The organism is Streptomyces sp. NPDC091209, assembly GCF_044757755.1.
Taxonomy (GTDB): Bacteria; Actinomycetota; Actinomycetes; order Streptomycetales; family Streptomycetaceae; genus Streptomyces.
This window is the reverse complement of record NZ_JBIVVR010000004.1, coordinates 213,107-236,271: the sequence shown is the minus strand read 5'-3', so window position 1 is coordinate 236,271 and position 23,165 is coordinate 213,107. Positions and strand designations below refer to the sequence as shown.

General features: G+C 70.1%; 11 protein-coding genes. 6 read left to right on the top strand and 5 right to left on the bottom strand.

Features of this window, described 5'->3' with window-relative positions:
- Positions 1 to 276: 276 nt before the first annotated feature.
- The gene (locus ACIQRL_RS13935) at positions 277 to 876 is read right to left on the bottom strand and encodes an NTP transferase domain-containing protein (RefSeq protein WP_401331205.1); all 600 of its coding nucleotides are present in this window, start codon (positions 874 to 876) and stop codon (positions 277 to 279) included.
- A gap of 233 nt (positions 877 to 1,109) precedes the next feature.
- Between ACIQRL_RS13935 and ACIQRL_RS13930 the strand changes: the two genes are divergently transcribed.
- Positions 1,110 to 1,433 carry a DUF5955 family protein gene (locus ACIQRL_RS13930; RefSeq protein ID WP_401331203.1) on the top strand — a complete coding sequence of 108 codons (324 nt, stop codon included), beginning with the start codon at positions 1,110 to 1,112 and terminating at the stop codon, positions 1,431 to 1,433.
- A 64-nt stretch (positions 1,434 to 1,497) separates the two neighbouring features.
- Here the strand turns inward: ACIQRL_RS13930 and ACIQRL_RS13925 are convergent, their stop codons facing one another.
- Both ACIQRL_RS13925 and ACIQRL_RS13920 read right to left on the bottom strand, forming a co-directional pair.
- Entirely contained in the window at positions 1,498 to 2,130 is a 633-nt protein-coding gene (locus ACIQRL_RS13925; RefSeq protein ID WP_401331201.1) for a response regulator, read from the bottom strand.
- Positions 2,127 to 3,476 (bottom strand): sensor histidine kinase, encoded by a 1,350-nt coding sequence (locus ACIQRL_RS13920; protein WP_401331199.1) that lies wholly within the window; start codon positions 3,474 to 3,476, stop codon positions 2,127 to 2,129. Before ACIQRL_RS13920 ends, ACIQRL_RS13925 begins: the two co-directional genes overlap by 4 nt.
- 223 nt (positions 3,477 to 3,699) lie before the next feature.
- On the opposite strand from ACIQRL_RS13920, the gene ACIQRL_RS13915 reads away from it, so the two are divergent.
- Both ACIQRL_RS13915 and ACIQRL_RS13910 read left to right on the top strand, forming a co-directional pair.
- Positions 3,700 to 4,737, top strand: coding sequence for an ABC transporter permease (locus ACIQRL_RS13915; RefSeq protein ID WP_401331197.1), 1,038 nt, complete (start codon positions 3,700 to 3,702; stop codon positions 4,735 to 4,737).
- 180 nt (positions 4,738 to 4,917) lie between these two features.
- Entirely contained in the window at positions 4,918 to 5,604 is a 687-nt protein-coding gene (locus ACIQRL_RS13910; RefSeq protein ID WP_401331195.1) for an ABC transporter ATP-binding protein, read from the top strand.
- A gap of 354 nt (positions 5,605 to 5,958) precedes the next feature.
- Here the strand turns inward: ACIQRL_RS13910 and ACIQRL_RS13905 are convergent, their stop codons facing one another.
- Complete coding sequence (locus ACIQRL_RS13905) at positions 5,959 to 6,765, bottom strand: IclR family transcriptional regulator (protein ID WP_401331193.1); 807 nt, start codon at positions 6,763 to 6,765, stop codon at positions 5,959 to 5,961.
- 293 nt (positions 6,766 to 7,058) lie between these two features.
- Between ACIQRL_RS13905 and allB the strand changes: the two genes are divergently transcribed.
- Both allB and alc read left to right on the top strand, forming a co-directional pair.
- Positions 7,059 to 8,399, top strand: coding sequence for an allantoinase AllB (allB, locus tag ACIQRL_RS13900; protein ID WP_401331191.1), 1,341 nt, complete (start codon positions 7,059 to 7,061; stop codon positions 8,397 to 8,399).
- Between the two features lie 136 nt (positions 8,400 to 8,535).
- On the top strand, positions 8,536 to 9,681 hold the full coding sequence (gene alc, locus ACIQRL_RS13895) for an allantoicase (RefSeq protein WP_401331189.1): 1,146 nt from the start codon (positions 8,536 to 8,538) through the stop codon (positions 9,679 to 9,681).
- Between the two features lie 486 nt (positions 9,682 to 10,167).
- Here the strand turns inward: alc and ACIQRL_RS13890 are convergent, their stop codons facing one another.
- Positions 10,168 to 14,109, bottom strand: coding sequence for a LamG domain-containing protein (locus ACIQRL_RS13890; RefSeq protein WP_401331187.1), 3,942 nt, complete (start codon positions 14,107 to 14,109; stop codon positions 10,168 to 10,170).
- A 309-nt stretch (positions 14,110 to 14,418) separates the two neighbouring features.
- On the opposite strand from ACIQRL_RS13890, the gene ACIQRL_RS13885 reads away from it, so the two are divergent.
- Positions 14,419 to 23,142, top strand: a complete 8,724-nt coding sequence (locus ACIQRL_RS13885; protein WP_401331185.1) for a ricin-type beta-trefoil lectin domain protein — start codon at positions 14,419 to 14,421, stop codon at positions 23,140 to 23,142.
- The last annotated feature ends 23 nt before the right edge of the window (positions 23,143 to 23,165 follow it).

Genomic DNA, 23,165 nt, shown 5'->3' with positions numbered 1-23,165 from the left:
TTCAGCGAGCTACGTGCGGACGAGCCACATACGGACGAGTCATATACGGACGAACCGTGTTCGGGCGGTCCGTATACGGGTCATGCGAGCGAACCATGCGCGGCGTCACCGCGCCTGGCACCCGGTGCCGTGGCGCGCGGGGACGACGCCCGGCGCCCTCGACACGGACGGGCGCTCTGGAAAGTGGATACTAATTTCCTCATGGTGGAAGTTCAATGGTTTGTTGACGTCAAGATTCTCCGGGTCGACAGAAGGTGGCGCTCGGTGCCACCCCGCTCACTCAAGGTGGACCAGGTCGGCCTCCGTGTCGATGTCGTACGCCCGCGCCACATCCCCGCACTCGACGAGGGTGACCGCGTCGTCATGGGCTTTCAGGTAGGCGCGCGCTCCCCGGTCGCCGGTGGCGGTCGCCGCGATCCCGGCCCAGTGACCGGCCCCGAACAGCACCGGATGGCCGCGTTCCCCGTCGTAGGCCGCCGCGGCGAGCGTCAGCGGCGAGGCGTACGCGGCGAGCACCCGGGCCACCGCCTCCCGGCCGATCCCCGGCTGGTCGACCAGGGACACCAGCGCGGCCCGCGCCCCCGAGTCCCTCAGCGAGTCGAGCCCGGCCCGCAGCGAGGAGCCCATGCCCTCCTCCCAGCGCGGGTTGTCCACGAGGACGCACCCGGCCAGCGACGCCTCTTCCCGTACGGCCTCGGCCCGCGCGCCGAGGACGACATGGATCCGGGTGCAGCCGCCGGCGCGCAGTACCCCGACCGCGTGTTCGACGAGGGGCCGTCCCCGGTGGGACAGGAGTGCCTTGGGGCGGCCCCCGAGGCGGCGTCCGCCGCCGGCCGCCAGCAACAGCCCGGCCACCTCGTCCTTGTTCTCCGTCATGTCTCCTGCATACCCGACCGCCCCGGACCGCGCCCCGGAACCCGGGCCGTCGCGCGGGTGTCGCCGGGCTGAATTTCGGTCCGCGTGGTGGCGCCCGGCGCACCGGGTGGCGTTTACTGGCCCGCGTCCCCCCGGCGACCGACCACCGCCACGGGGGAGCTGGGGCCGACATCAGAGGGACCGACGCAGGCACAAGAGGGACCGACGCAGAACGGCGCGCGAGGGGGAGAGCTGTGTTGCGGAGCTTGGGGCAGAGGCCAGTGACCGGCAGCGACGAGGATCCGAGGGTGGCGGAGTTAAGCACCGCCGTCTCCCGACTGCGCCGTGAACTCGCCGCGCACCCGGTCGAGTTCCCCGACCGCGGCATCGCGGAGGACGAGCTCGCGGCGCTCGCCGCGATGGCCGCCGGAGGCCTCCCGGAGATCCCCCGGCTGCGCCGCTCGCTCCTTCTGGTCGCGGGTGCGATCGGCTCGGTCAGCGCCCTGGCGACCCGCCTCGCGGACGTCCGCACCGCGGTCGAACTCTTCGGAGAACCCCCGCACCGAAGCCTGCGGTAGCCGCACTCCGTTGCCGGGCCCGCCCTGACGGCGACCCTCGCCACCGGCCGGGCTCCCGGGGAATCTAGCCCCGTCTGCGGATGACGCCCCGCTCGGTGGCCGCCGCCACCGCCGATGTGCGGGAGTCCACGCCCAACTTCGCGTAGATGTGCACCAGATGGGACTTCACGGTCGCCTGGCTCAGGAACAGCTTCTTGCTGATCTGCTGGTTCGAGAGACCGTCCTTGACCAGTTCGAGGACTTCCAGTTCGCGACGGCTGAGGGCGGCGGCCGGGGTGCGCATGCGGTCCATGAGGCGGTCGGCGACCCGCGGGGCGAGCGCCGAGTGACCCGACGCGGCGGTGCGCACGGCGGCCGAGAGTTCTTCGGGAGGCGCGTCCTTCAGGAGGTAGCCGGAGGCGCCCGCCTCGACCGCGGCGAGGATGTCAGCGTCGGTGTCGTACGTGGTGAGGACGAGGACCCGGGGCGCGCCGGGGCGTGCCGTGATGGCCGCCGTGGCCTCGGCTCCGTGCATCCCGGCACCGAACTGGAGGTCCATGAGGACGACGTCCACGCCGCCCGCCCGGGCGCGCTCCACCGCGGCCTCCGCCGTCGGCGCCTCCGCGACGATCTCGAAGTCCGGCTCCGCGGACAGCACGGCGCGCAGTCCGGCGCGGACGACCGGATGGTCGTCCGCGAGCAGCAGGCGGACCGTCATGTGCGGCGCCCCGCGGCGCGCGGCGGCGCAAGCCGATCGGCGCCCACGGACGCCGTCTCCGGCGGCCGCCCGGACGTCGTTTCCGGCGGCTCGCCGGTGACGGGGAGCGGCAGCGTGACCGCCACCGCCGTCCCCTGTCCGGGTGTCGACTCGACGGTGAACGTCCCGCCCAGCGACTCGGCCCGCGAGCGCATCGCGGGGAGACCGAAGCCCCCGTCGGCATGGCCTCCGTCGACATGGCCCGCGTCGGCAGGGTCCGCGTCGGTGCGGTCCTCTTCCGTGCGGTCCTCTTCCGCGCGGTCCCGGTCCGGCCGTACGCCGCCGGGGGCGAAGCCGACACCGTCGTCGACCACGTCCAGGGCGACCGAGGTGTCCATGAAGCTGAGCGTGATCTCCGCGCGGTCGGCGTGCGCGTGGCGCAGCGTGTTGCCGAGCGCCGACTGCGCGATCCGCAGCAGGGCCACCTCGTACGGGGTCGGAAGCTCGGCGGGCAGGCCGCTCACCGAGAAGTGGACCTTCGGCGTGTCCACGGCGGCCGACCGGCACAGCCGCTCCAGCGCGGCGGCCAGCGAGCCGTGTTCCAGATCGGGAGGGGTCAGCGCGCGGACGAAACGGCGGGCCTCGGCCAGGTTGTCCTGGGCGGTCGCGCGGGCCTGCTCCAGATGCGGGGCGGCCGGGGAGCCGGCGGGCAAGAGGCGCTGGGCGGCGCGCAGCAGGAGCTGGATGCTCGACAGGCCCTGGGCGAGCGTGTCGTGGATCTCGCGGGCGAGCCGCTCCCGCTCGGCGAGCGTGCCCGCGGCGCGTTCGGCCTCGGCCAGCTCGGCGCGGGTGGCGATCAGCTCCTCGATCAGCTCGCGGCGGCGCTCGCTCTCCCGGTACAGCGCCTCGTACCCGAGGACCGTGGCGACCGCGACCGCCGCCCCCAGCAGCGGGCCGATGAACGCGCCGGGCGTGAGGGGGGCGCCGTGCGCCACGAAACTCGCGATGGCAGCCCCGGCGGTCAGGGCGACCGCGGGCAGGCTCCAGCGCACCGGCAGCAGATGCAGTTGCAGGAAGTAGAGCGGGAACGCCACCCACAGCCCGTCCGGTGAGAGCGTGACCAGCACCAGCCAGCTCACGCTGAGCGCGGCCACCCACACCGCGGCCGCACGCCGTGAGCGGTGCACCGCCGGGCCGGCCGCGCCCGCGACGAGCAGCGCGCCGGTCACGAGGACGGACAGGACGACCGCCGCCGGGTGCCCGCTGTCCCCGGAACGCAGCGCGGCCAGCAGGAGAAGCCCCGCGAGCAGGACGTACAGGCACAGGCGCAGGGTGGCGACGACGGGGGAGCGGCGGCGGACATTCATGGTCGTTCCAGGGTAGGCGGGGCGGGGCCGGCCCCGGTCAACCGAAAGGTTGAAAGCCGGCTGCCCCCTTCGGCCGCGCGGCCTCCATCCGGCGTCCGCGGGCCGTCGTTCCCCCGGTTCCGGCCGGTCCGACTCCCGGTGGCACGGGCGCCCCTCCTTCGGCGCGGGTGAACCATGCCGTGGCGCGATGCCCCGGACACGGTCCGGGCAGCAGGGTTGCGGCATGTTCGTCGCATGGAGAGATCTACGGTTCGCCAAGGGGCGGTTCACCCTCATGGGAGCCGTGGTCGTACTGATCACCCTGCTCGTGGGGCTGTTGTCCGGGCTGACCGCCGGGCTCGCCGAGGAGAACACCTCGGCGGTCACCGCGCTGCCCGCCGACCACCTCGCCTTTGCCGCGCCACCCGCGGGGCAGTCCGTTTCCTTCACCGGCTCGGAGGTGCCCTCACGCGCCCGGGAGAGCTGGGCCGACAGGCCCGGCGTCACCTCGGCCGAGCCGATCGGCATCCGTACGGTGAACGCGGCCGCCGGGGACCGTACGGCCGCGGTGTCCTCCTTCGCGGTGCGGCCGGGCTCGGGGATCGCCCCGGCGGGGGTCGCCCCCGGCCGAGTCGTGCTATCCGAGAAGGCCGCCACGGCGCTCGACGTCACGCCCGGGGACCGGGTGCGGCTCGGCGGCACCGAGCTGGCCGTCGCGGCCGTGGCCGGCCATGCCTCGTACAGCCACACCCCCGTCGTGTGGACGGATCTCTCCGGCCCGGCGACGGTGATCGCCCTCCGCACCCACGGAGCCGATCTCCCGGCGGCCGACCGTGCCGCCGGGACGAAGACGCTCACCCGGGACGACGCCCTCACCGCCATCGGCTCCTACCGGGCCGAGAACGGCTCGCTCCAGCTCATGCGCGGATTCCTCTTCGTCATCTCGGCGCTCGTCATAGGGGCGTTCTTCACGGTCTGGACGATCCAGCGGTCGTCCGACATCGCGGTCCTCAAGGCGCTGGGCGCCTCCACGCCGTATCTGCTGCGGGACGCGCTCGGTCAGGCGGTGCTCATGCTCGCCGCCGGGACGCTGCTGGGTACCGGCCTCGCCGCCGCGGCCGGCGCCCTCGTACGGGGCGGCGACGTGCCCTTCGTGCTGGACGGGCCGACCGTGCTCGGACCCGCCGCCGTGATGGTCGCCCTCGGGGCGCTCGGCGCGGGCCTGTCCGTACGACGGATCACCGCCGTCGACCCGCTGACCGCGCTGGGAGGCGCCCGATGAGGGCGCCGGGAGTATCCGTCCGGTGCGTCCGGGGCGTCCGGGCGTCCGTGGGCGACGGGGAGTGCTCGGTGAGGGGGCCGGGAGTGTCCGCCGAGGGCGTCCGAAAGTGCCGATGAAGGTGCCGGGAGTACCCGGCGACGGTGTGCCGAAGCGCCGGACCGAACCGCGAGAGAGTGCCCGATGAGCCTGACCCTTGACGACATCACCCTCACCTACCCGGACGGCGACGGCCGCCTGACCGCTCTGGACGGCGTCGGTCTCCTGGTGCCGGCCGGAACCATGACGGCCGTCGTCGGCCCCTCGGGATCCGGCAAGTCGAGCCTCCTCGCGGTCGCGGCGACCCTCGTCACCCCGGACCGCGGGCGCGTTCTCGTCGGCGGTACGGAGACGGGGACGCTGACCTCCGGGGAGCGGGCCGTGCTGCGGCGGCGCGAGATCGGGATCGTGTTCCAGCAGCCGAACCTGCTGCCCTCGCTGACCGCGCTGGAGCAGCTCCAGGTGATGGGCCACCTGGACGGACGTCGCCAAGTGGCGGACCGGGCAAGGGAATTGCTCGAAGCGGTCGGGCTGGGCGAGCTGGCGCACCGGCGTCCCCACCAGCTCTCCGGCGGTCAGCGGCAGCGGGTGAACATCGCCCGAGCGCTCGTCAACGAGCCGTCGGTGCTCCTGGTCGACGAACCGACCAGCGCCCTCGACCACGAACGCGGCACGGCGGTGCTCGACCTGCTGGTCCGGCTCACCCGTGAACGTGCCACGGCGACCGTCCTCGTGACGCACGACCGCGCCCACCTCGGCGAGGCGGACGCGGTACGGGAGATGGCGGACGGGCGCCTGGAGGCACCCGTCGGAACCGCGGGACCCGACTGAGGCGGCGCGGCGCGGGTGAGCGCGGACGGTGGGGCCGGGCTCAGGTCGCTCGCTCGCTCGCTCGGCCGGTCGGCCGGTGCCGGAGCGCAGCCGGCTGCGGGCCGAGGCGGGGTGACCTGGACTTGCTCGTGCCAGGTAGGGGCGGGTGACCTGGCCTGCCCTGGGCCAGGTAGGGGCAGGGTGTTCTGGGTCTGTCTGGGCTAGGTAGGGGCAGTGTGACCTGGACTTGCCCGGGCCAGGCAGAGGCGATGTGACCTGGACTTGCACGGGGGCCAGGCAGAGGCGATGTGACCTGGACTTGCCTGGGCCAGGCAGGGCGGAGTGACCTGGCCTGCCTGGGTTGATCAGGTCGGGTCAGTTGGTGCCCGGGCCCGAGCTGGCCAGGGCCTCCGACAGCTCGGCCGCGACCTGCTGGAGCACCGGCACGATCTTCTCGGTGGCGGCCTCGGTGACCCGGCCGGCCGGACCGGAGATGGAGATCGCGGCGGCCGTCGGGGAGTCGGGCACGGAGACAGCCAGGCAGCGGACGCCGATCTCCTGCTCGTTGTCGTCGACCGCGTAACCGATCCGGCGCACCTCGTCGAGCGCGGCGAGGAAGCCGTCCGGCGTGGTGATCGTCTTCTCGGTCGCGGCGGGCATCCCGGTACGGGCGAGCAGCGCGCGCACCTCGTCGTCCGGGGTGTGGGCCAGCAGCGCCTTGCCGACGCCCGTGGAGTGCGGCAGCACCCGGCGCCCCACCTCGGTGAACATGCGCATGGAGTGCTTGGACGGCACCTGGGCGACGTAGACGATCTCGTCCCCGTCGAGCAGCGCCATGTTCGCGGTCTCGCCGGTCTCCTCGACCAGGCGCGCCAGATAGGGGCGGGCCCAGGTGCCGAGCAGCCGGGAGGCGGATTCGCCGAGGCGGATCAGACGGGGGCCGAGCGCGTAGCGGCGGTTGGTCTGTTGCCGTACGTATCCGCAGGCCACCAGGGTGCGCATCAGCCGGTGAATGGTCGGCAGCGGCAACCCGCTGCTCGCGGAGAGCTCGCTCAGACCGACCTCGCCCCCGGCGTCCGCCATGCGTTCCAGCAGATCGAAAGCGCGCTCGAGGGACTGGACGCCGCCACTGGGAGCGGATGATTTGGCGGCGTCGGTGGTGCTGGCGCTGGACGGCGGCACGGCGGCGGTCCTTTCGGGCGGGCGGGCGGAAACGCAGCCTACCCGGCAGTCGATCGACTCCCGGGTTGTACATCACTACATTCTGCTTGACGGAAGTCAGATTTCGTCTTGTGGAAACCTCCAGAGTCGGCCGGGTCGGAGGCGGGACCGGGGGGATCGGGGGAGGCTGGAGAAATGAACCCTTGACGGCGGGAGGGCCGGAGTGAAGACTTCTTCAACAGAAAGTTGAATTCCGTTACGCGGAAGTAAACCGGCGACAGCGGGAGTCAACGGCCACGGAGAGAGGGGTCCGGGTGTCCGATGCCGAACTGGTGCTGCGCTCGACGCGCGTCATCACTCCCGAAGGGACGCGCGCCGCTTCGGTCGCGGTCGCCGCGGGGAAGATCACGGCCGTGCTCCCGCACGACGCCGAGGTACCGCCCGGCGCCCGGTTCGAGGACTTCGGCGACGATGTCCTGCTGCCCGGCCTCGTCGACACACACGTCCATGTGAACGACCCCGGCCGCACCGAGTGGGAGGGTTTCTGGACGGCGACGCGCGCCGCGGCCGCCGGCGGCATCACCACCCTGATCGACATGCCGCTCAACTCCCTCCCGCCCACGACGACGGTCGACAACCTCCGTACGAAGCAGGACGTCGCCCGCTCCAAGGCGCACATCGACGTCGGCTTCTGGGGCGGCTCGCTGCCCGGCAACGTCAAGGATCTGCGACCCCTGCACGACGCCGGTGTCTTCGGGTTCAAGGCGTTCCTGTCGCCCTCGGGGGTCGAGGAGTTCCCCGAACTGGACCAGGAGCAACTGGCCCGGTCCCTGGCCGAGATCGCCGGATTCGGCGGCCTGCTGATCGTGCACGCCGAGGACCCGCGCCACCTGGCCGCCGCCCCGCAGAAGAGCGGCCGGAAGTACGCCGACTTCCTCGCCTCGCGCCCCCGTGACGCCGAGGACACCGCGATCGCGAGCCTCGTCGCGCAGGCCAAGCGCCTCGACGCGCGCGTGCACGTGCTGCACCTCTCGTCGAGCGACGCGCTTCCGCTGATCGCCGCCGCGAAGGCCGACGGCGTCCGGCTCACGGTGGAGACCTGCCCGCACTACCTCACCCTGACCGCCGAGGAAGTACCGGACGGCGCCAGCGAGTTCAAGTGCTGCCCGCCCATCCGCGAGGCCGCCAACCAGGACCTGCTGTGGCAGGCGCTGGCCGACGGCACGATCGACTGCGTGGTCACCGACCACTCGCCGTCGACCGCCGACCTGAAGACGGACGACTTCGCGACCGCGTGGGGCGGCATCTCCGGCCTCCAACTGAGCCTGTCCGCCGTCTGGACCGAGGCCCGCAGGCGCGGCCACGGCCTGGAGGACGTGGTCCGTTGGATGTCCTCCCGTACGGCCGAACTGGTCGGCCTCGGCGACCGCAAGGGCGCCATCGAGGCGGGCCGCGACGCCGACTTCGCGGTGCTCGCCCCCGACGAGACGTTCACCGTCGACCCCGCCGCCCTCCAGCATCGCAACCGGGTGACCGCCTACGCGGGCAGGACCCTCAGCGGCGTCGTGAAGTCGACCTGGCTGCGCGGTGAACGCATCGCCGCCGACGGCCGGTTCGCCGAGCCCACCGGGCACCTCCTCACCCGCCACCCGTAAACCCACCACCGAACCGCGATCACCCTGATTCGTGTGAACCGATTCGCTTCACGGATCCGACCGCCGCACCGCACTCCGGCACCCGCACCGCATCCGCACCCGCAACGGCCGACCCCCGAAAGGCAGATCGATCATCGTGACGGCGCAGCGCCCACCCGTTCCGGCCACCTTCACCGGAGACGCGAACCCCTACGGAGGCGGGGACCCGTACGCGGACTACCGCACCGCCGACTTCCCCTTCACCCAGTACGCCAACCTGGCGGACCGGCGGCTCGGCGCCGGGGTCGTCGCCGCCAACGACGAGTTCTTCGCCGAGCGCGAGAACCTCCTCGTGGCCGAGCCCGCCGCGTTCGATCCCGAGCACTTCGGCCACAAGGGCAAGATCATGGACGGCTGGGAGACCCGGCGGCGCCGCGGTGCCTCGGCCGAGCATCCGTGGCCGACCGCCGAGGACCACGACTGGGCCCTGGTGCGCCTCGGCGCCCCCGGTGTGATCCGCGGGATCGTCGTCGACACGGCCCACTTCCGCGGCAACTATCCGCAGGCGGTGTCGGTCGAGGGCGCGTCGGTGCCCGGTTCGCCCTCTCCCGAGGAACTCCTCGCGGACGATGTGAAGTGGACGGCCCTCGTGCCGCGCACGCCGGTCGGCGGTCACGCGGCCAACGGATTCGCCGTCTCCGTGGAGCAGCGCTTCACCCACGTGCGCGTCAACCAGCACCCCGACGGGGGCATCGCGCGCCTGCGCGTGCACGGAGAGGTCGTGCCCGACCCGCGCTGGCTGTCCGCCCTCGACACCTTCGACGTGGTCGCCCTGGAGAACGGCGGACAGGCCGAGGACGCCTCCAACCTCTTCTACTCACCCGCCACCAACACCATCCAGCCGGGCCGCTCCCGCAAGATGGACGACGGCTGGGAGACCCGCCGGCGCCGCGACCACGGCAACGACTGGATCAGCTATCGGCTCGTCGCCCAGTCCGAGATCCGCGCCGTCGAGATCGACACGGCGTACCTGAAGGGCAACAGCGCCGGATGGGCTTCGGTCTCGGTGAGGAACGGCGAGGGAGGTGAAGGCGCCGCGGGGGAGTGGACGGAGGTCCTGCCCCGCACGCGTCTCCAGCCCGACACCAACCACCGTTTCACCCTCACCGAACCCGTGGTCGGCACCCACGCGCGCGTGGACATCTTCCCCGACGGCGGTATCTCCCGCCTGCGCCTCTTCGGTTCCCTGACGGAGGAGGGCGCGTCACGCCTGACGGCACGCCACCAGGAACTGGGCGGCTGAGCCTTCCGGCCGGTCATCCGGAGCCGCGGGCCACACGACCTGAGCCTGACCCTGGTCCTCTGTGGGCCCGCGGTCCCGCATTCCTGCGGCCCTGCGTCCTGGGGGCCCCGCGGTCCTACGGGCCCGCGGTACAGCGCCGGTCATGTGGGTCTCCCGGGGCGTGCCGGTACCGGTGCGCCCCACGGGCCACGCTCCCGCCGTCGGTTACCACGTCTGTCGGGCGGTCCGGGCGGTCCGGGCGGTCCGGGCGGTTCAAGCCGTCCAGGAGGTCCGGGCCGTCCAGCCGACGGATCTGGGCCGGGCGCGACGCGTCACGCCGCGTGGCCTCCGTCCACCGCGAACTCCGCCCCTGTCACATACCCCACCCCGCTTCCAGCCAACTGTGGGACCTCGGTTGAGGAACGACGTAGCAGATTGCTGGCGCTATGGAACATGCCCGCACCCGGCGGCTCCGGGTGCGGGCATGAGTGCCTGTGGGCTGCGTCGTCAGTCGAGCTGAGTCACCTTCGGCAGGTCACCGCCGGCCGCGGCGTCGGCCGGGGGGAGGGCGGTGGGATAGATACGGACGTTGCTGATGGCGCCGTTGGTGTATTCGCCGTAGGTGCCGGAGGAGAGCTTGCGGCCGATCTGTAGGGGGCCGGCGGCGTTCCAGGGGGTGTAGGTCCAGTCATTGGTGGCGGTCAGTCTGCCGTCGACGTAGAGGCGGATCTCCTTGGCGGAGGCGTCGTAGATGCCGACGAGATGCGTCCACCGGCCGACGATCGGCTTGGTGCCGTAGGTCGCGCGCCAGACGGCGCTGCTGGTGTCCGTGCTGTGCCGGCCGAACGCCCAGGCCTGGGCGCCGGAGGAGTAGTACAGCTGGAAGCCGTTGTTGATGGTGCCGTTCTGCGAGAGGAACGTGCTGTTGGCTGCAAGTGAGTTGAGCTTGACCCAGGCCGAGACGGTGAAGCTCTTGGACGTGTCCACGGCCGGACCGGTCGCGCTGCCGTATCCGGTGGTGCCGTTCAGGGTGAGGGCGTTGCCGCGGGTGGTGTCGGTGGTCCAGGAGTAGCCGCCGGACAGGGTGGCGTTGAGGGTGCCGGTGCTGTCGGCGGTGGTGGCCCCGGTGCCCTCGGCGAGCTTCAACCAGTGGGTGGCGGTGTCGGTGACCGAGCCGAGCGTGACCGGTGGGGCGAAGTCGTAGGTGGGCGGGGAGGTCAGGACCAGGCTCTGGCGGTAGTTGTACTCGATGAGTTGACCGGAGGCATCGACGGTGTACAGGTCAGGGATGCCGTCCGGGCCGCCGGGGTTGGCGTCGGTCCCCTTGACGGGGCTGTTGACGTCGTCGGGAGAGGCGACGACGGGGTAGGCGGTCGGCGGCAGGGTGAGGCGCAGGCTGGTGTGCATGGCCGGGTGGAGGAGAGAGGGGACCAGGGTGGTCGGGTCGACGGTGATCGGGTAGCTGTACAACTCGCCGGTCGCTTTGTCGCGGGACCACAGGACCGGCTTGCCTTTGAGAGTGCCCGCTGCGATCAGGCTCTGGCCGGTCCAGTCGCCGTCGCCCAGCAGCAGCGGGTTCTTGAGCTTGAGGCCGCCGTCCATCTGGTAGATCCACAGTTCCTTGTTCTCGACGGTGATGACGGCGGGGAAGTCTGGGTTGCCGAAGACGTTGCCCGGGGCGATGAGCTGGGTGATGTTCCAGTTCTTGCTGTCATAGTCCGTGCTGCGGCAGCGGGTGTCATCGGCGACGACGTCGGGCGCTGCACAGACGTCCTTGCCGACGGGGTCGAGCCCCCTTCTGCCCACAAAGCCGCCCATCATGGACCAGGGCTCTCTCGGGAAGGACGTGTCGTTCTTCGGGTCCAGGTCGTTCTTGACGATATAGAGTTCCGCGCTGTTCTTGTTGTACGCCAACAAGTCGTCGCCGTTCGCGCCGTGCAGATTGCCGCGGTGGGCGATGAGGTAGTTGTTCCAGCCGGTGCCGTCGGGCGAGTCCTCTGGGGTGGACACGGTGACCGGACCGGTGACTGCCGGTGCGGCGTCCTGGACCGGGTCGCTGTGGACGGGGGCGACGGTCTGGGCCGGGTCCAGGTTGCCGGGGATCAGGTCGAGGTCACCGGTCTTGGTGGTGGCGAGCAGGTCGGGGATTCCGTCTCCGGAGATGTCACCCGGCTTGATGGTGGTGGCCGGGTTCCATGGCACGGTGAAGGTGTAGCTGGTGGGGCTGGTGGTTATGTTGCCGGCCTTGTCGATGCCGGTCACGTACAGGGTGTGTACGCCCCAGTCCTGGATCGGGACCGGGATGGTGGCTGTGGATCGGCCCTGGCTGTCGGTGCCGATGATCGTGGCGGGTTGTCCGTCGAAGGCGGTCGGTGGTGAGTCGAGTTGCCATAGGAAGGACGCCATGCCGCTGGATTTGCAGGCGTTGGGGTTGCAGCTGTCGTCGGAGGAGGGTGCGTCGGTACCGGCCACGGTGAAGGTGGTGGTCTTGTTGGGGCCGGCGTAGACGGGGTCGGCGGTCCTGGGGGTGCCGACCGGTGGGAAGGCGGGGTTTCCGGTTATGTCTGGGGCCTGTGGTGCCGTGAAGTCGGTGTTGAACCAGCAGTGGTCGGACTTGCCCGAGGTCAGGCCCTGGTCCGAGTCGTCCTCGGCGTAGACGTCCCAGCCGTATTGGTGGCCGTCCTTTAGGGTGGCGCCGATCGGCATCGCGGCGTCCGTGTCTTTGGGTAGCCAGTTGCTGTCCGGGCTGGAGACGGCGGCGCCGCTGCCGTCTCCGTCGGGGTCGATGGTGCGGTCCCAGACGTAGTAGTGCGCTCTGACCTTTTCGCCGGTCATTTGGCTGGTGACGGTGGAGTGCAGGGTGATGTTGCTGCCGGCGTCGGAGTAGGTGGTGGCGCCGATCCAGCCCACTCCGCTGGTGGTGCATGCGGCTGCGGCGCCGGTGGCGCCCGGGGTGATGTGCAGGTTGGTCGGTATGCCCGGTGGGATGTCGAACCTGACGGTGAGGGCCAGTGAGGTCGACATGCGCAGGTAGTCGTCGTTGCTCGAGGACTCCGACTCGTTGCCGTACAGGCCGATGGTCCAGGCATTGGTGCCGTCGCCGAAGGTGCCGTCGGCGTCGTAGCCGTTGCCGTCTTCGTCGGCGATCTTCTGGGCCTGGTTCTTGACGTGGAAGGTGGCGGTGCTGTCACTGCAGGAGCTGCCGGAGTTGGCGCCGCTGGGCACCGTGTCGCTCACCGGCGGGAAGGCGGTGTCGTGGACGCCGGGCCGGGACAGCCAGTCGGTGCTGGAACTGATCGCGTTGGTGGTGTGGAGCGTGAGGGGCTGGTTCTGGCTGCAGTTGTAGCTTGCTGCGAAGGTGGTGGAGACCTTCACGAAGGCGTCGGAGATCACGAACGATGCGTGCAGTCCGCTGGTGTTGATGGCCCAGTAGGACCGCTCCAGACCGACTCCGCAGGCGCCGCCCCACCGTTGGTAGCCCGCACCTTGGCCGTTGGTCTGTGCCTTGTCATACTGCGGGGAGTTGTCGCAGGTCGAGCTGGAGTAGACCTCGGTGTAGTGGCCGGCGGTCGGGGTGACCGGGTTGGTGTAGGGGTCGATGTACACCGGGTAGGTGGTGTCCGGGCCGTTGAGCATGCCGGCGTCGGGGGTCAGTGTCACGGCGTTGGAGGTGGCTGTCATGGCGACCGGTTTGGTGTTTGCTTCGGGGCCGGGGCCGTCCACGGAGGACGTGACGTCGGCCACCGGTCCGCTGAGCTTGGGCGCGGTGGTGGCGGAGTCCCACATCAGCGGTTGTGGGCTGGTGTAGGCGAGGTCGCCGTCGGTGGTGGTGGCCTGCATGGTGTCGGAGTCGGTGGTGGCGAGCGTGAGGCCGTGGGTGTCGGCGGCCAGGGTGAGCTTCTTCAGGCGTGGGTCAGTCGCCGCGTCGGCGTTGTGGACGACCAGGATGTCGCTGAAGCCGCCCTGGTCGGTGACGGACACCGACAGGTCGACGCCGGGCAGTACCGAGGGGTACACGGCGGTGTCGTCGCTGACGGTCGGCGCGGGCAGGGTGAAGGGCAGGGTCAGTGCCATGCTGGGGCCGTCGGCGCGGGTGAGGGTGACCAACGGGCCGTTGCCGCCGCCGGAGAGAGTGACCTTGTTCGGAGTGGCCTGGGGTGCGAAGTTGCCGTGCCCGTCGGTGGTCAGGGTGGAATCCACCGGGATCCACGTGCCGTCCTTGAGTACGCGGGTGGGCAGCGCGCTGGTGGTGCTGGTGAAGGTGCCGTCCGGCAGGGCGTCGGTGGTGGAGACCTCTGTGGTCAGCGCGTCCACCGGGACAGTTTTGCCCGTGGAGAGGGCCTCGGCTCGGGCTGCCAACAGCGGGTCGGCCGGAGCGGGCGCGGAGTCGTCGGCGACGGCGGGCAGTTGAGGGAGCGCCGCCACCAGGCTCAGCGCGGCGGCGAACATAGCCAGTCTACCGGCCGCAACAGCGCGCCTACGGCGGTTGCGTATCGGAGGTCTCAACACCTGGTGGGTTTCCTTCGGGTCGAGGGCAGCGGGGGTGGGGGAGCCCGGTTGCCACAGTGATCTGACAAGTGATCAATTCCGGCACAGAAACTACACAGGATCTGTCATGGACATGCATGGTTTCTCCCTGGAAACAGCAAAGTGTCTTGAGATGTGATCATGAAGCTACCTAACCTCCGGTCGATCACTCACCGGTGATCTGACTGTGTGACGGCCCGTCAAAAGGGTTGTGTCGTGGGGGGTTTACGCGTGAGTGGCAGACGGCGCTGGTTCGCGGGAACGTGGCACCGGAGATTCTTCGGGGGACTGGGGCTGTGGACCGTTCCGGTCGCCCTGCTCGCGCTCCTGGTGCCGGTGGCGATCACCACAGGGTTCGGCACACCCGGCTTCCTGTCAGGTCACTCGGGCGACGACGGCTTCGGCCACCACGGCGGCTTCACCTTCGACGGCACCGCGTGGCGCCCCAAGAAACTCCCCGCCACCAACGCCGTAGGCGCGCACCTCCTGCAGCCCAAGACGCAACGGCACCCCAAGGGGTACAAGCCTTTGGGTACTTACCGGGCGACAGCAGCCCGGTGGCCCAAGGCCGGCACCGCGGTCGTCGACCTCGGCGCACCAGGCAACACCAAGCCGGTCAAGGCGGGTTCCCTGCCCGTCTGGGTGGCGCCAGCCGACACCAAGCAGAGCGCCGACTCCGTACAGGTGCAGACCGCGTCCCACACCCAGACGCTGCGCACCGGCGCCAACGGCATGCTCCTGGGCATCACCCCCTCCGGCAGGCCGTCCAGCACTCCTTCCCGTAGCCCGTCCGGCACCCCCTCAGGCACCGCGCCCACCCGCAGCCGGGTCAAGGTGGTCATCGACTACTCGGCCATCGCCCGCGCGTACGGCGGCGGTTACGGCTCCCGGCTGCGGCTGGTACAACTGCCGGGCTGCGCGCTGACCACCCCACAGAAGGCGCAGTGCCAGAAGGCCACCCCGCTGAAGTTCGTCAACCGGGCCTCCGCCGAACAGCTGACAGCCACCGTCACCCTGGCCTCCGCGTCCGGCGACGACGGCACAGCCGATCCCAAACCGACCGGCACGGCTAGTTCGACGCCGACCGCGAGCGCCGACCCCTCGCCGTCCCCGGACGCCACCCCCACCGACACCGCGAAGCCGACCACCGGCACGGAATCCCCGAAGCCCGACCAGAGCACCGCATCCCCCAAGCCCTCCGAGAGCGCGAACGGGCCGCAGGCGATGTCGGAGCGCACCGCACCGTTGAGCGCCGCCGTCAGCGCCACGGCGCTCGCTGTGACCTCCGGCGCCTCTGGCTCTCAAGGCGACTACGGATCAACGGAGTTGTCGGCCGCAGGAGCCTGGCAGGCGTCGGCCACCGGCTCCTTCACCTACGCCTACCCGATCTCCGTGCCTGCCGCGATCGGCGGCAACGCTCCCTCGTTGGGCCTGAGTTATGACTCCCAGTCTGTCGACGGGGAGACCACAGCCCGCAACTCCCAGGCGTCCTGGGTCGGTGACGGCTGGAGCTACCAGGTCGGTTACGTGGAGCGGCGCTACCGCAGCTGCAGCTCGCTGCTGGATTCCGACGGCAAGCAGCTCGTCAAGGGTTCGGCGGACGAGTGCTGGGGCGGGGAGAATGCCACGCTCTCCTTCGGCTCGCACTCCGGCGAGCTGGTGCCCGACGGCGTCGACTCCGGCGTGGCCGGTGAGATCCGCCAGTGGCGGATCCAGGGCGATGACGGCACGGTCGTGCAGGAGTTGTCCGGCGCGGCCAACGGGCTGCACGACGGCCTCTACTACCGGGTGCTGACCACGGACGGCACGGCCGCCTACTTCGGGGCCGACCACTCGCCGAAGGACCCTGGCACCAGCGCCACCATGCCCGCCGATCCCGCAGACTCCTCCACGCATTCCGCGTGGGGCGTCCCCGTCCTGCACCCGCGGTCAACGGACCCCTGCCACGACGACGCCAAGGGCAAGGCATCGCAGTGCGACAAGCCCGAGGGCTGGCGCTGGAACCTCGACTTCGTCGTGGCACCGGACGGGTTCGTGCAGCGTTACGACTACACCAGCGAGTCCAACTACTACGACCTCGGCGGCGGCCAGGCGGCCGCGACCGACGACCCGGACGACACCGGGACCCTCACCTCCTACACCCGCGGCGGCGCGCTGACGCTGATCTCGTACGGCTACACCCTGGATGACGAGCAGGCCGGGCGCACCCCTGCCGCCCAGGTGGACTTCGGTCTGGCGCAGCGGTGCCAGACGACCAGTACGTTCACCGACTGCTCTGCCGACAACCTGAAGGACAGCACCGCCCCCCATTGGCCGGACGTGCCGTGGGACCTGCACTGCGACTCCACGGACAAGACCAAGCTTCCCGATGGCGCCACCACCGTGCCTGCTGACGTCTGCGTCACTGCCGGCCCGAGCTTCTGGACCACGACCCGGCTGGACTCCATCACCACCAAGGTCCATGTGAAGGCGACCGACCAGCTCACCGCGGTCGACACCTACAAGCTGGGCCAGGTCTACTCGGACGCGGGCGGCACCGTCGACCCGGTCACCGGCACCACGGTGGACCCGAAGGACGCCGGAATGCTGCAGGCCGTGATGTGGCTGCAGTCCGTCCGGCATACCGGCAAAGGCACCTACGGCAACGGCAACAGCGACATCGCCCTCAACCAGGTGTCCTTCACCGGTACCGAGATCGACAACCGCGTCAACGACGACTCCCCGTCCGCGCCTCCGCTGTACCGGCCACGGATCTCCAGCATCCAGACGGAGACCGGCGAGTCGATAGCCGCCGAATATAATTCCGCCCCGTGCGCGGGCAAGACGCTCTCGATCTCCCACGCCGACAGCAACACCGAATCCTGCTACCCCGTCTATTGGACCGTGCCCGGCGCCTCGAAGCCGATCGCCGACTGGTTCAACAAGGTCACGGTCGACAGCGTGGTCACGTCCGACCTGACGATTGCCGGCCAGTACAAACCGGACGCCCAGAACAACCCGGCCGGCTCCGAGGCGCAGAGCTTCCACTACAGCTACTCGGGTCCGGCCTGGCACCGCGACGACTCCGCACAGACCGACGACCAGTACCGCACCTGGGACCAGTTCCGCGGCTTCCGCACCGTCACCGTGCAGACCGGGCAGGCCCCGGAACCCGTCACCCAGCAGACCACCACCTATCTGCAGGGCATGGACGGCGACTACAAGGCCGACGGCACCCGTCGCTCCGTCACCGTCGACGCCAAGGTCGGCGGCAACACCGTGCTGAGCGTCACCGATGCCGACCACCTGGCCGGAACCGACTTCCAGGACACCGGCTACACCAAGGCCGGCGGCACGATCGACACGGTCGGCATCAACGGCCCGTTCACCTTCACCACCACGGCCTCCTCCGCCCAGACACCCTGGACGGCCTGGACCCAGGACGACAATCCCGGCGAGACCAAGCCCGACCCGTCCACGCTGCCCGACCTCACCGCCCACCGCATCAAGTCCAGCAGCTCCCTCCAGTACGAGCTCCTCGCCAACGGCACGTGGCGGCACACCAAGACCGACACCGCGTACGACAGCCAGGGCCGGTTGTCCACCGTCAATGCCCACGGCGACGGCGTCGACGCCAAGCAGGAGAAGTGCGCCACCACGGCCTACGCCGACCCGCCGTCGTCGAACACGATGATGCTGTCCTACCCCGACCGGGTCACCTCGGTCGCGAGTGACTGCTCCACCGCGGCGAGTGCGAGCAACCTGCTGACGGACAAGAAGATCTACTACCTCGGCGACGGCACCCCCAGCGGGCTGGGCACCTTCGGGAAGGTCTCCGCCTCCGGCGAGCCGACCGCCACTCAGACGGCCAGCGGCTTCACCGGTACGACGGAGAACTGGCTGACCACCTCGGCCATGGGCTACGACGGCGCCGGCCGGGTCACCGACTCCTACGACGCCACCGGACAGAAGACGCACACCGACTTCAGCCCGGCTTGGAGCAACGCGGGCGGTAACACCAACGCCCTTGCTGAGACCTCTGTCAACAGCCAGGGGTGGAAGGTCACCTCCACACTCGACGCCCTGCGCGGCGCCACGCTGGAGAGCGTCGACGCCAACGGTCGTAAGACCGACATGACGTACGACGCGCTCGGCCGGCGCACCGCGGTGTGGCTGCCCGGCCGGGACAAGGCGGCCGGCCAGAGCGCGGACCGCACCTTCGCGTACTCCATCAACCCCGGCGCCGTCCCCGGGCTGGGAGACACGATCACCCAGCCGGGCGCGCCGACGTCGGTCACCACGAAGTCCCTGCGGGACGACGGCACGTACGCGACGTCGGTCTCGATCTACGACGGCCTGCTCCAGCCCCGCCAGACCCAGGCCACCGCCATGGGCGACTCCAACGCGGGCCGGATCATCTCCGACACCTTCTACGACTCCCACGGCTGGCAGGTCGCTGCCTACGCGCCGTACTCGGAGCCGAACAACTTCCCCTCGACCACGCTGTACGCGGCGAACGAGAACCAGATCCCCTCGGAGACCACCACCGCCTACGACGGTGAAGGCCGGTCCCTGAAGGCGACCCTCTGGCACCAGGCCGTCGAGCAGTGGCACACCTCCACCAGCTACCCGGGCGCCGACGAAGTCGACACCACGGCAGCGGCCGGAGGCCGCTCCACCGCCTCCTTCACCAACACCGTCGGCCAGACCACCAGCACCGTGGTGAAGAACACCGGCTCCACCGTCACCCTGCCCGCAGGCTCGGTGATCCCTTCGGGGACATCGCTGACCTCCGACAGCGTGCGCCTGACGATGCAGTCGGACGGCAACCTCGTCCTGACCGCCCTGGCGAGCGGCGCGACCATCTGGTCGTCGGGCACCTCCGGCCACGCCGGCGCCTGGGCCAAGTTCGGCACCGACGGCAACCTGGTCATCTACAGCACGGCCGCAGCCCAGCTGTGGACCACCGGGCTGAGCGCCACCACCGGCGCCACCTTCCAGGTCCGCAACGACTCCACCGCGGCCGTCGTCGCCTCCAACGGCACCACCATGCTGTGGAAGCAGGGCACGGCAGGCGCCGTCGCGGCCGCGGACGCCACCAGCACGTACACCTACACCCCCGCCGGCCAAGTCGACACGATCAAGGACAACGCGGGCAACGCCTGGTCGTACACCTACAACCTGCTCGGCCAGAGGCTGACCCAGACCGACCCGAACACCGGAAAGACCACGTTCGACAAGTACGACGTCGCCGGCAACCTGCTCCAGACCACCGACGGCCGCGGCCAGGCCATGTCGTTCACCTACGACTGGGACAACCGCCCCACCGCCGAGTACGCCGCCGCCTGGTCAGCCACCCCCGACCAGTCCAAGCTGCTGGTCTCCCACGTCTACGACACCCTGGCCAAGGGCTACGAGACCTCCGCCACCCGTTACGTCGGTGGAGCCTCGGGATCCGCCTACACCCAGGCCGTCACCGACTACAACACGGCCTACCAGCCGCTGGGCACCACGCTGACCGTCCCGTCCTCCGACGGCTTCGCCGCCGCCGGGCAGTCCAGCGCACCGGCCTCCGGCAGTGTCACCTACACCTCCACCAACCGCTACACCGACACCGCCGGGCTGCTGTCCACCACGCACTTCCAGGCGGATGGCAACCTGCCGGCCGAGGACATCGACTTCGGCTACACCCAGCAGGGCAACCTCGACGGCATCGGCGGCTTCATCAACAACGCCAACACGCCTGCCTACCTCGACACCACCGTCCACGACGTGTTCGGACGCGTCCTGCAGGCCGACTACGGCCGCACCGGCAAGGAACTGGCGACGTTCGCCCAGTACGACGCCACCACTGGGCGCGTCACCCAGACCAGCAGCATGCTGCAGACCTCGGCAAACGCCCTGGACGTCACCAACCTGCGCTACAACCAGGCCGGTGAACTCACCGCCGTCGATGACCTGCAGGACAACACCACACACGACACCCAGTGCTTCACCTACGACTCCTTCCAGCGTCTGACCACCGCCTGGACCGACACCGCCGGCATCACCGATCCGGCCGCGGCCACACCCGGCGCGGTCGGAGGCTGCACCACCGCACGGGTGCAGACCACCACCACGGCCCCCATCACCGCCTCCACCGTCGGCGGTCCGGCCCCGTACTGGCAGAGCTACACCTACGACCAGCTCGGTGACCGCACCGGCACGGTCAACCACGACACCACCGGCAACGCACTCAACGACACCACGCAGGCCATCACTTACCCGGGCGTGAACGGCACGGCGCCCGCGACCCTGCCCAACCAGGCGGGAACGGCGACCCTCACCAACCCGGCCGGTACGGCGACCATCGCCCCGACCTACACCGACCCCGCCTACAGCAACGTCAACGCCGGCGACACCATCAGCCGGAAGGTAACCACCACCGGCCCGCTGACCAGCTCCTTCACCATCACCGGCGGCGTCAAGCGGTGCGTCGACGACACTGGCGGCTCCACCACGGCCGGCACCAAAGTGCAGATCAACACCTGCAACGGCGCCACCAGCGAGAAGTGGACGATCGGCACGGACGGCACGGTCAAGGTCCTCGGACTGTGCCTGGACACCACCGGCAACGCCACCACCAGCGGCACCCTCGTGGTGATCGACACCTGCAAGACCGACGCCACCCAGAAGTGGAAGGTCACCACCACCGGCACCCTGGTCAGCAACGCCAACACCGCGATGTGCCTGACCGACCCCGCCGCCTCCGCCACCACCGGCACCCAGCTCACCCTCACCGCCTGCGGCGGCACCGGCCAGACCTGGACCAACGCCGCCACCGGCGCCGTCCCCGCCGGCCAGGGCCAGACCTTCACCTATGACGCCGAAGGCCGAACGGCCACCGTCGCCACCACCTCCGGCACCCACAGCAACACCAGCAAGTACCTCTACGACGCTCAGGGCGGCCTGCTGGAGCAGACCGCCGCCGTGGACGGCACCGACAAGACCCGCATCCTCTATCTCTTCGGCGGCGCCGAACAGATCACCCTCAACGTCTCCGCCAAGACGTGGACCGGACTGCGTAACATCACCGGCCCGGACGGCACCACCGTCACCCGCTCCAGCACCGGCACGGTCTCCTACCAGGTCGCCAACGGCCAGGGCACCGCCGTCACCGCCGTGGACGCCACCACCCTGGCCGTCACCCGCCGTTCCTTTGACCCCTTCGGCAACCCCCGCGGTACCAAACCGAGTTCCTGGGTGGCCGCGGACGAGAACCACGGCTTCCTGGGACAACCCGCCGACCCTGTCAGCGGCCTGAACCTGCTGGGCGCCCGCGACTACGACCCCGTTCTGGGCCGCTTCCTCACACCCGACCCGGTCTTCGAGCCTGGCGACCCCAACCAGATGGGCGGCTACACCTACGCCGGCGACAACCCGGCCAGCTCCTCCGACCCGAGCGGCCTGATGGAAATGATGGACTCCAGTGGCGGCGGCTGCAGCGCCAAGTGCGCTGCAGCCAACGACAAGGCGGCGTCCACCACCACCTCCAGCGGAACGAAGAAGCACAGCAGCGGCTGCTCGGGCTTCTGGGGATGCGCCGGGCACTACTTCAAGAAGGCACTCCCGGTTGCCGAGAAGGTTGCGACCGTGGTGGCGGTCGTCGCCGTGATCGCGGTAGTGGTCGTGGCCATTGTCACCTGCGCGGGGACCGTGGTCGCGGCCCCCGCATGCCTCATAGCCGCTGGTGAAGCAGTCGGAGCAGTCGGTGGTTTGGCCGGCGGCGCCGACTGCATGGCCATGGGCTGCGGCGGAGGCGAACCAATAGCCGGAGACGAAGGGGATTCGCCACCCGCAGGAGGCAGCGCCGGTGGGGCCGGCGAAGCTCCGAAGGGATCGGCTGACGCTGCCCCTCACGAGGCCGGCAGCGGCTCGGGCGACGCAGCCGCGGCATCGGGTGCGGGCAAGGAATCCACCAGCGACTCCGCAGGCACCAATGGGGCGGCCCCCAAGAAGGCCAGCGCCCAGGACGAGGCAGCCTCCTCAAGCAGGGCAGCGGCTGCACCGGACGAACCCAGCACGGGCAACTCGGGAACCACGGCCGAAAGTTCCGGCAGAGGCAACCGTTCGCGGTGCAGCTTCTCGCCCAAGACGCCCGTCCTCATGGCAGGCGGCAAGACCAAGGCAATCGGCAAGATCAAGACCGGCGACAAGGTCGAGTCCGCCGACCCCAAGACCGGCAAGCATCAGGGCGCCCGCACCGTTCAGCACATCTGGATCAACCACGACAAGGACCTTCTCGACGTCACCGTCCGCGACAAGGACGGCCACACCGCTACCCTCCACACCACCGCCAACCACCCCTTCTGGGACGACACCACCCACACCTGGAAACCGGCTGGCGAACTTCACCACGGCGACGACCTCAACACCGTCGAAAACGGTCACGCTTCCGTCGTCAAGATCAGGATTACGCCTGGTACTGCGAATCGCTGGAACCTCACGGTCCGGGAACTGCATACGTATTATGTGCTCGCAGGCGGCATCTCGATCTTGGTGCACAACACCGAGGACGGTTTCTGCCCGCACGGTGGAGTCGGCCACGTCCAGGACGGTGTCGACGACATTACGGTCGCGGCCGGTGGTGGTGCGAAGTACCGGACGATGGGTGGACTCCATGCCGACCTGCCGACCGGGAAGGGCGGAATGGACTTCTACGCGGCAGGAGCGCGTTCCGACCTCACCGGGGCTCAGTACAACGAGCTGGACCCGGCTGGTGAGGGAGAATTCGGGTTCCGCGTGCCCCAGCCGCAGAAGCTGGTGAACAAAGAGGACCTGTGGCACGTCGAGGTGAAACTGTTCAACGAGGTGGCAGGCGTCTTGCAGATGCGACCAATGATTTTGGTGGTCAGCAGACCGATCTGCCCGGAGTGTGAGACCTTCTTGACCCGGAGAGGCGCCACTCTGACATCCGACAGGTCGGCAGAATGGTAGTAGTCGTGCCCGGGGATTACGGA

What these genes read in the sequence shown, in the direction of transcription:
- ACIQRL_RS13935 (WP_401331205.1), bottom strand. Translation starts at nt 876, where the DNA reads ATGACGGAGAACAAGGACGAGGTGGCCGGGCTGTTGCTGGCGGCCGGC.
- ACIQRL_RS13925 (WP_401331201.1), bottom strand. Translation starts at nt 2,130, where the DNA reads ATGACGGTCCGCCTGCTGCTCGCGGACGACCATCCGGTCGTCCGCGCC.
- ACIQRL_RS13920 (WP_401331199.1), bottom strand. Translation starts at nt 3,476, where the DNA reads ATGAATGTCCGCCGCCGCTCCCCCGTCGTCGCCACCCTGCGCCTGTGC.
- ACIQRL_RS13915 (WP_401331197.1), top strand. Translation starts at nt 3,700, where the DNA reads ATGTTCGTCGCATGGAGAGATCTACGGTTCGCCAAGGGGCGGTTCACC.
- ACIQRL_RS13910 (WP_401331195.1), top strand. Translation starts at nt 4,918, where the DNA reads ATGAGCCTGACCCTTGACGACATCACCCTCACCTACCCGGACGGCGAC.
- ACIQRL_RS13890 (WP_401331187.1), bottom strand. Translation starts at nt 14,109, where the DNA reads ATGTTCGCCGCCGCGCTGAGCCTGGTGGCGGCGCTCCCTCAACTGCCC.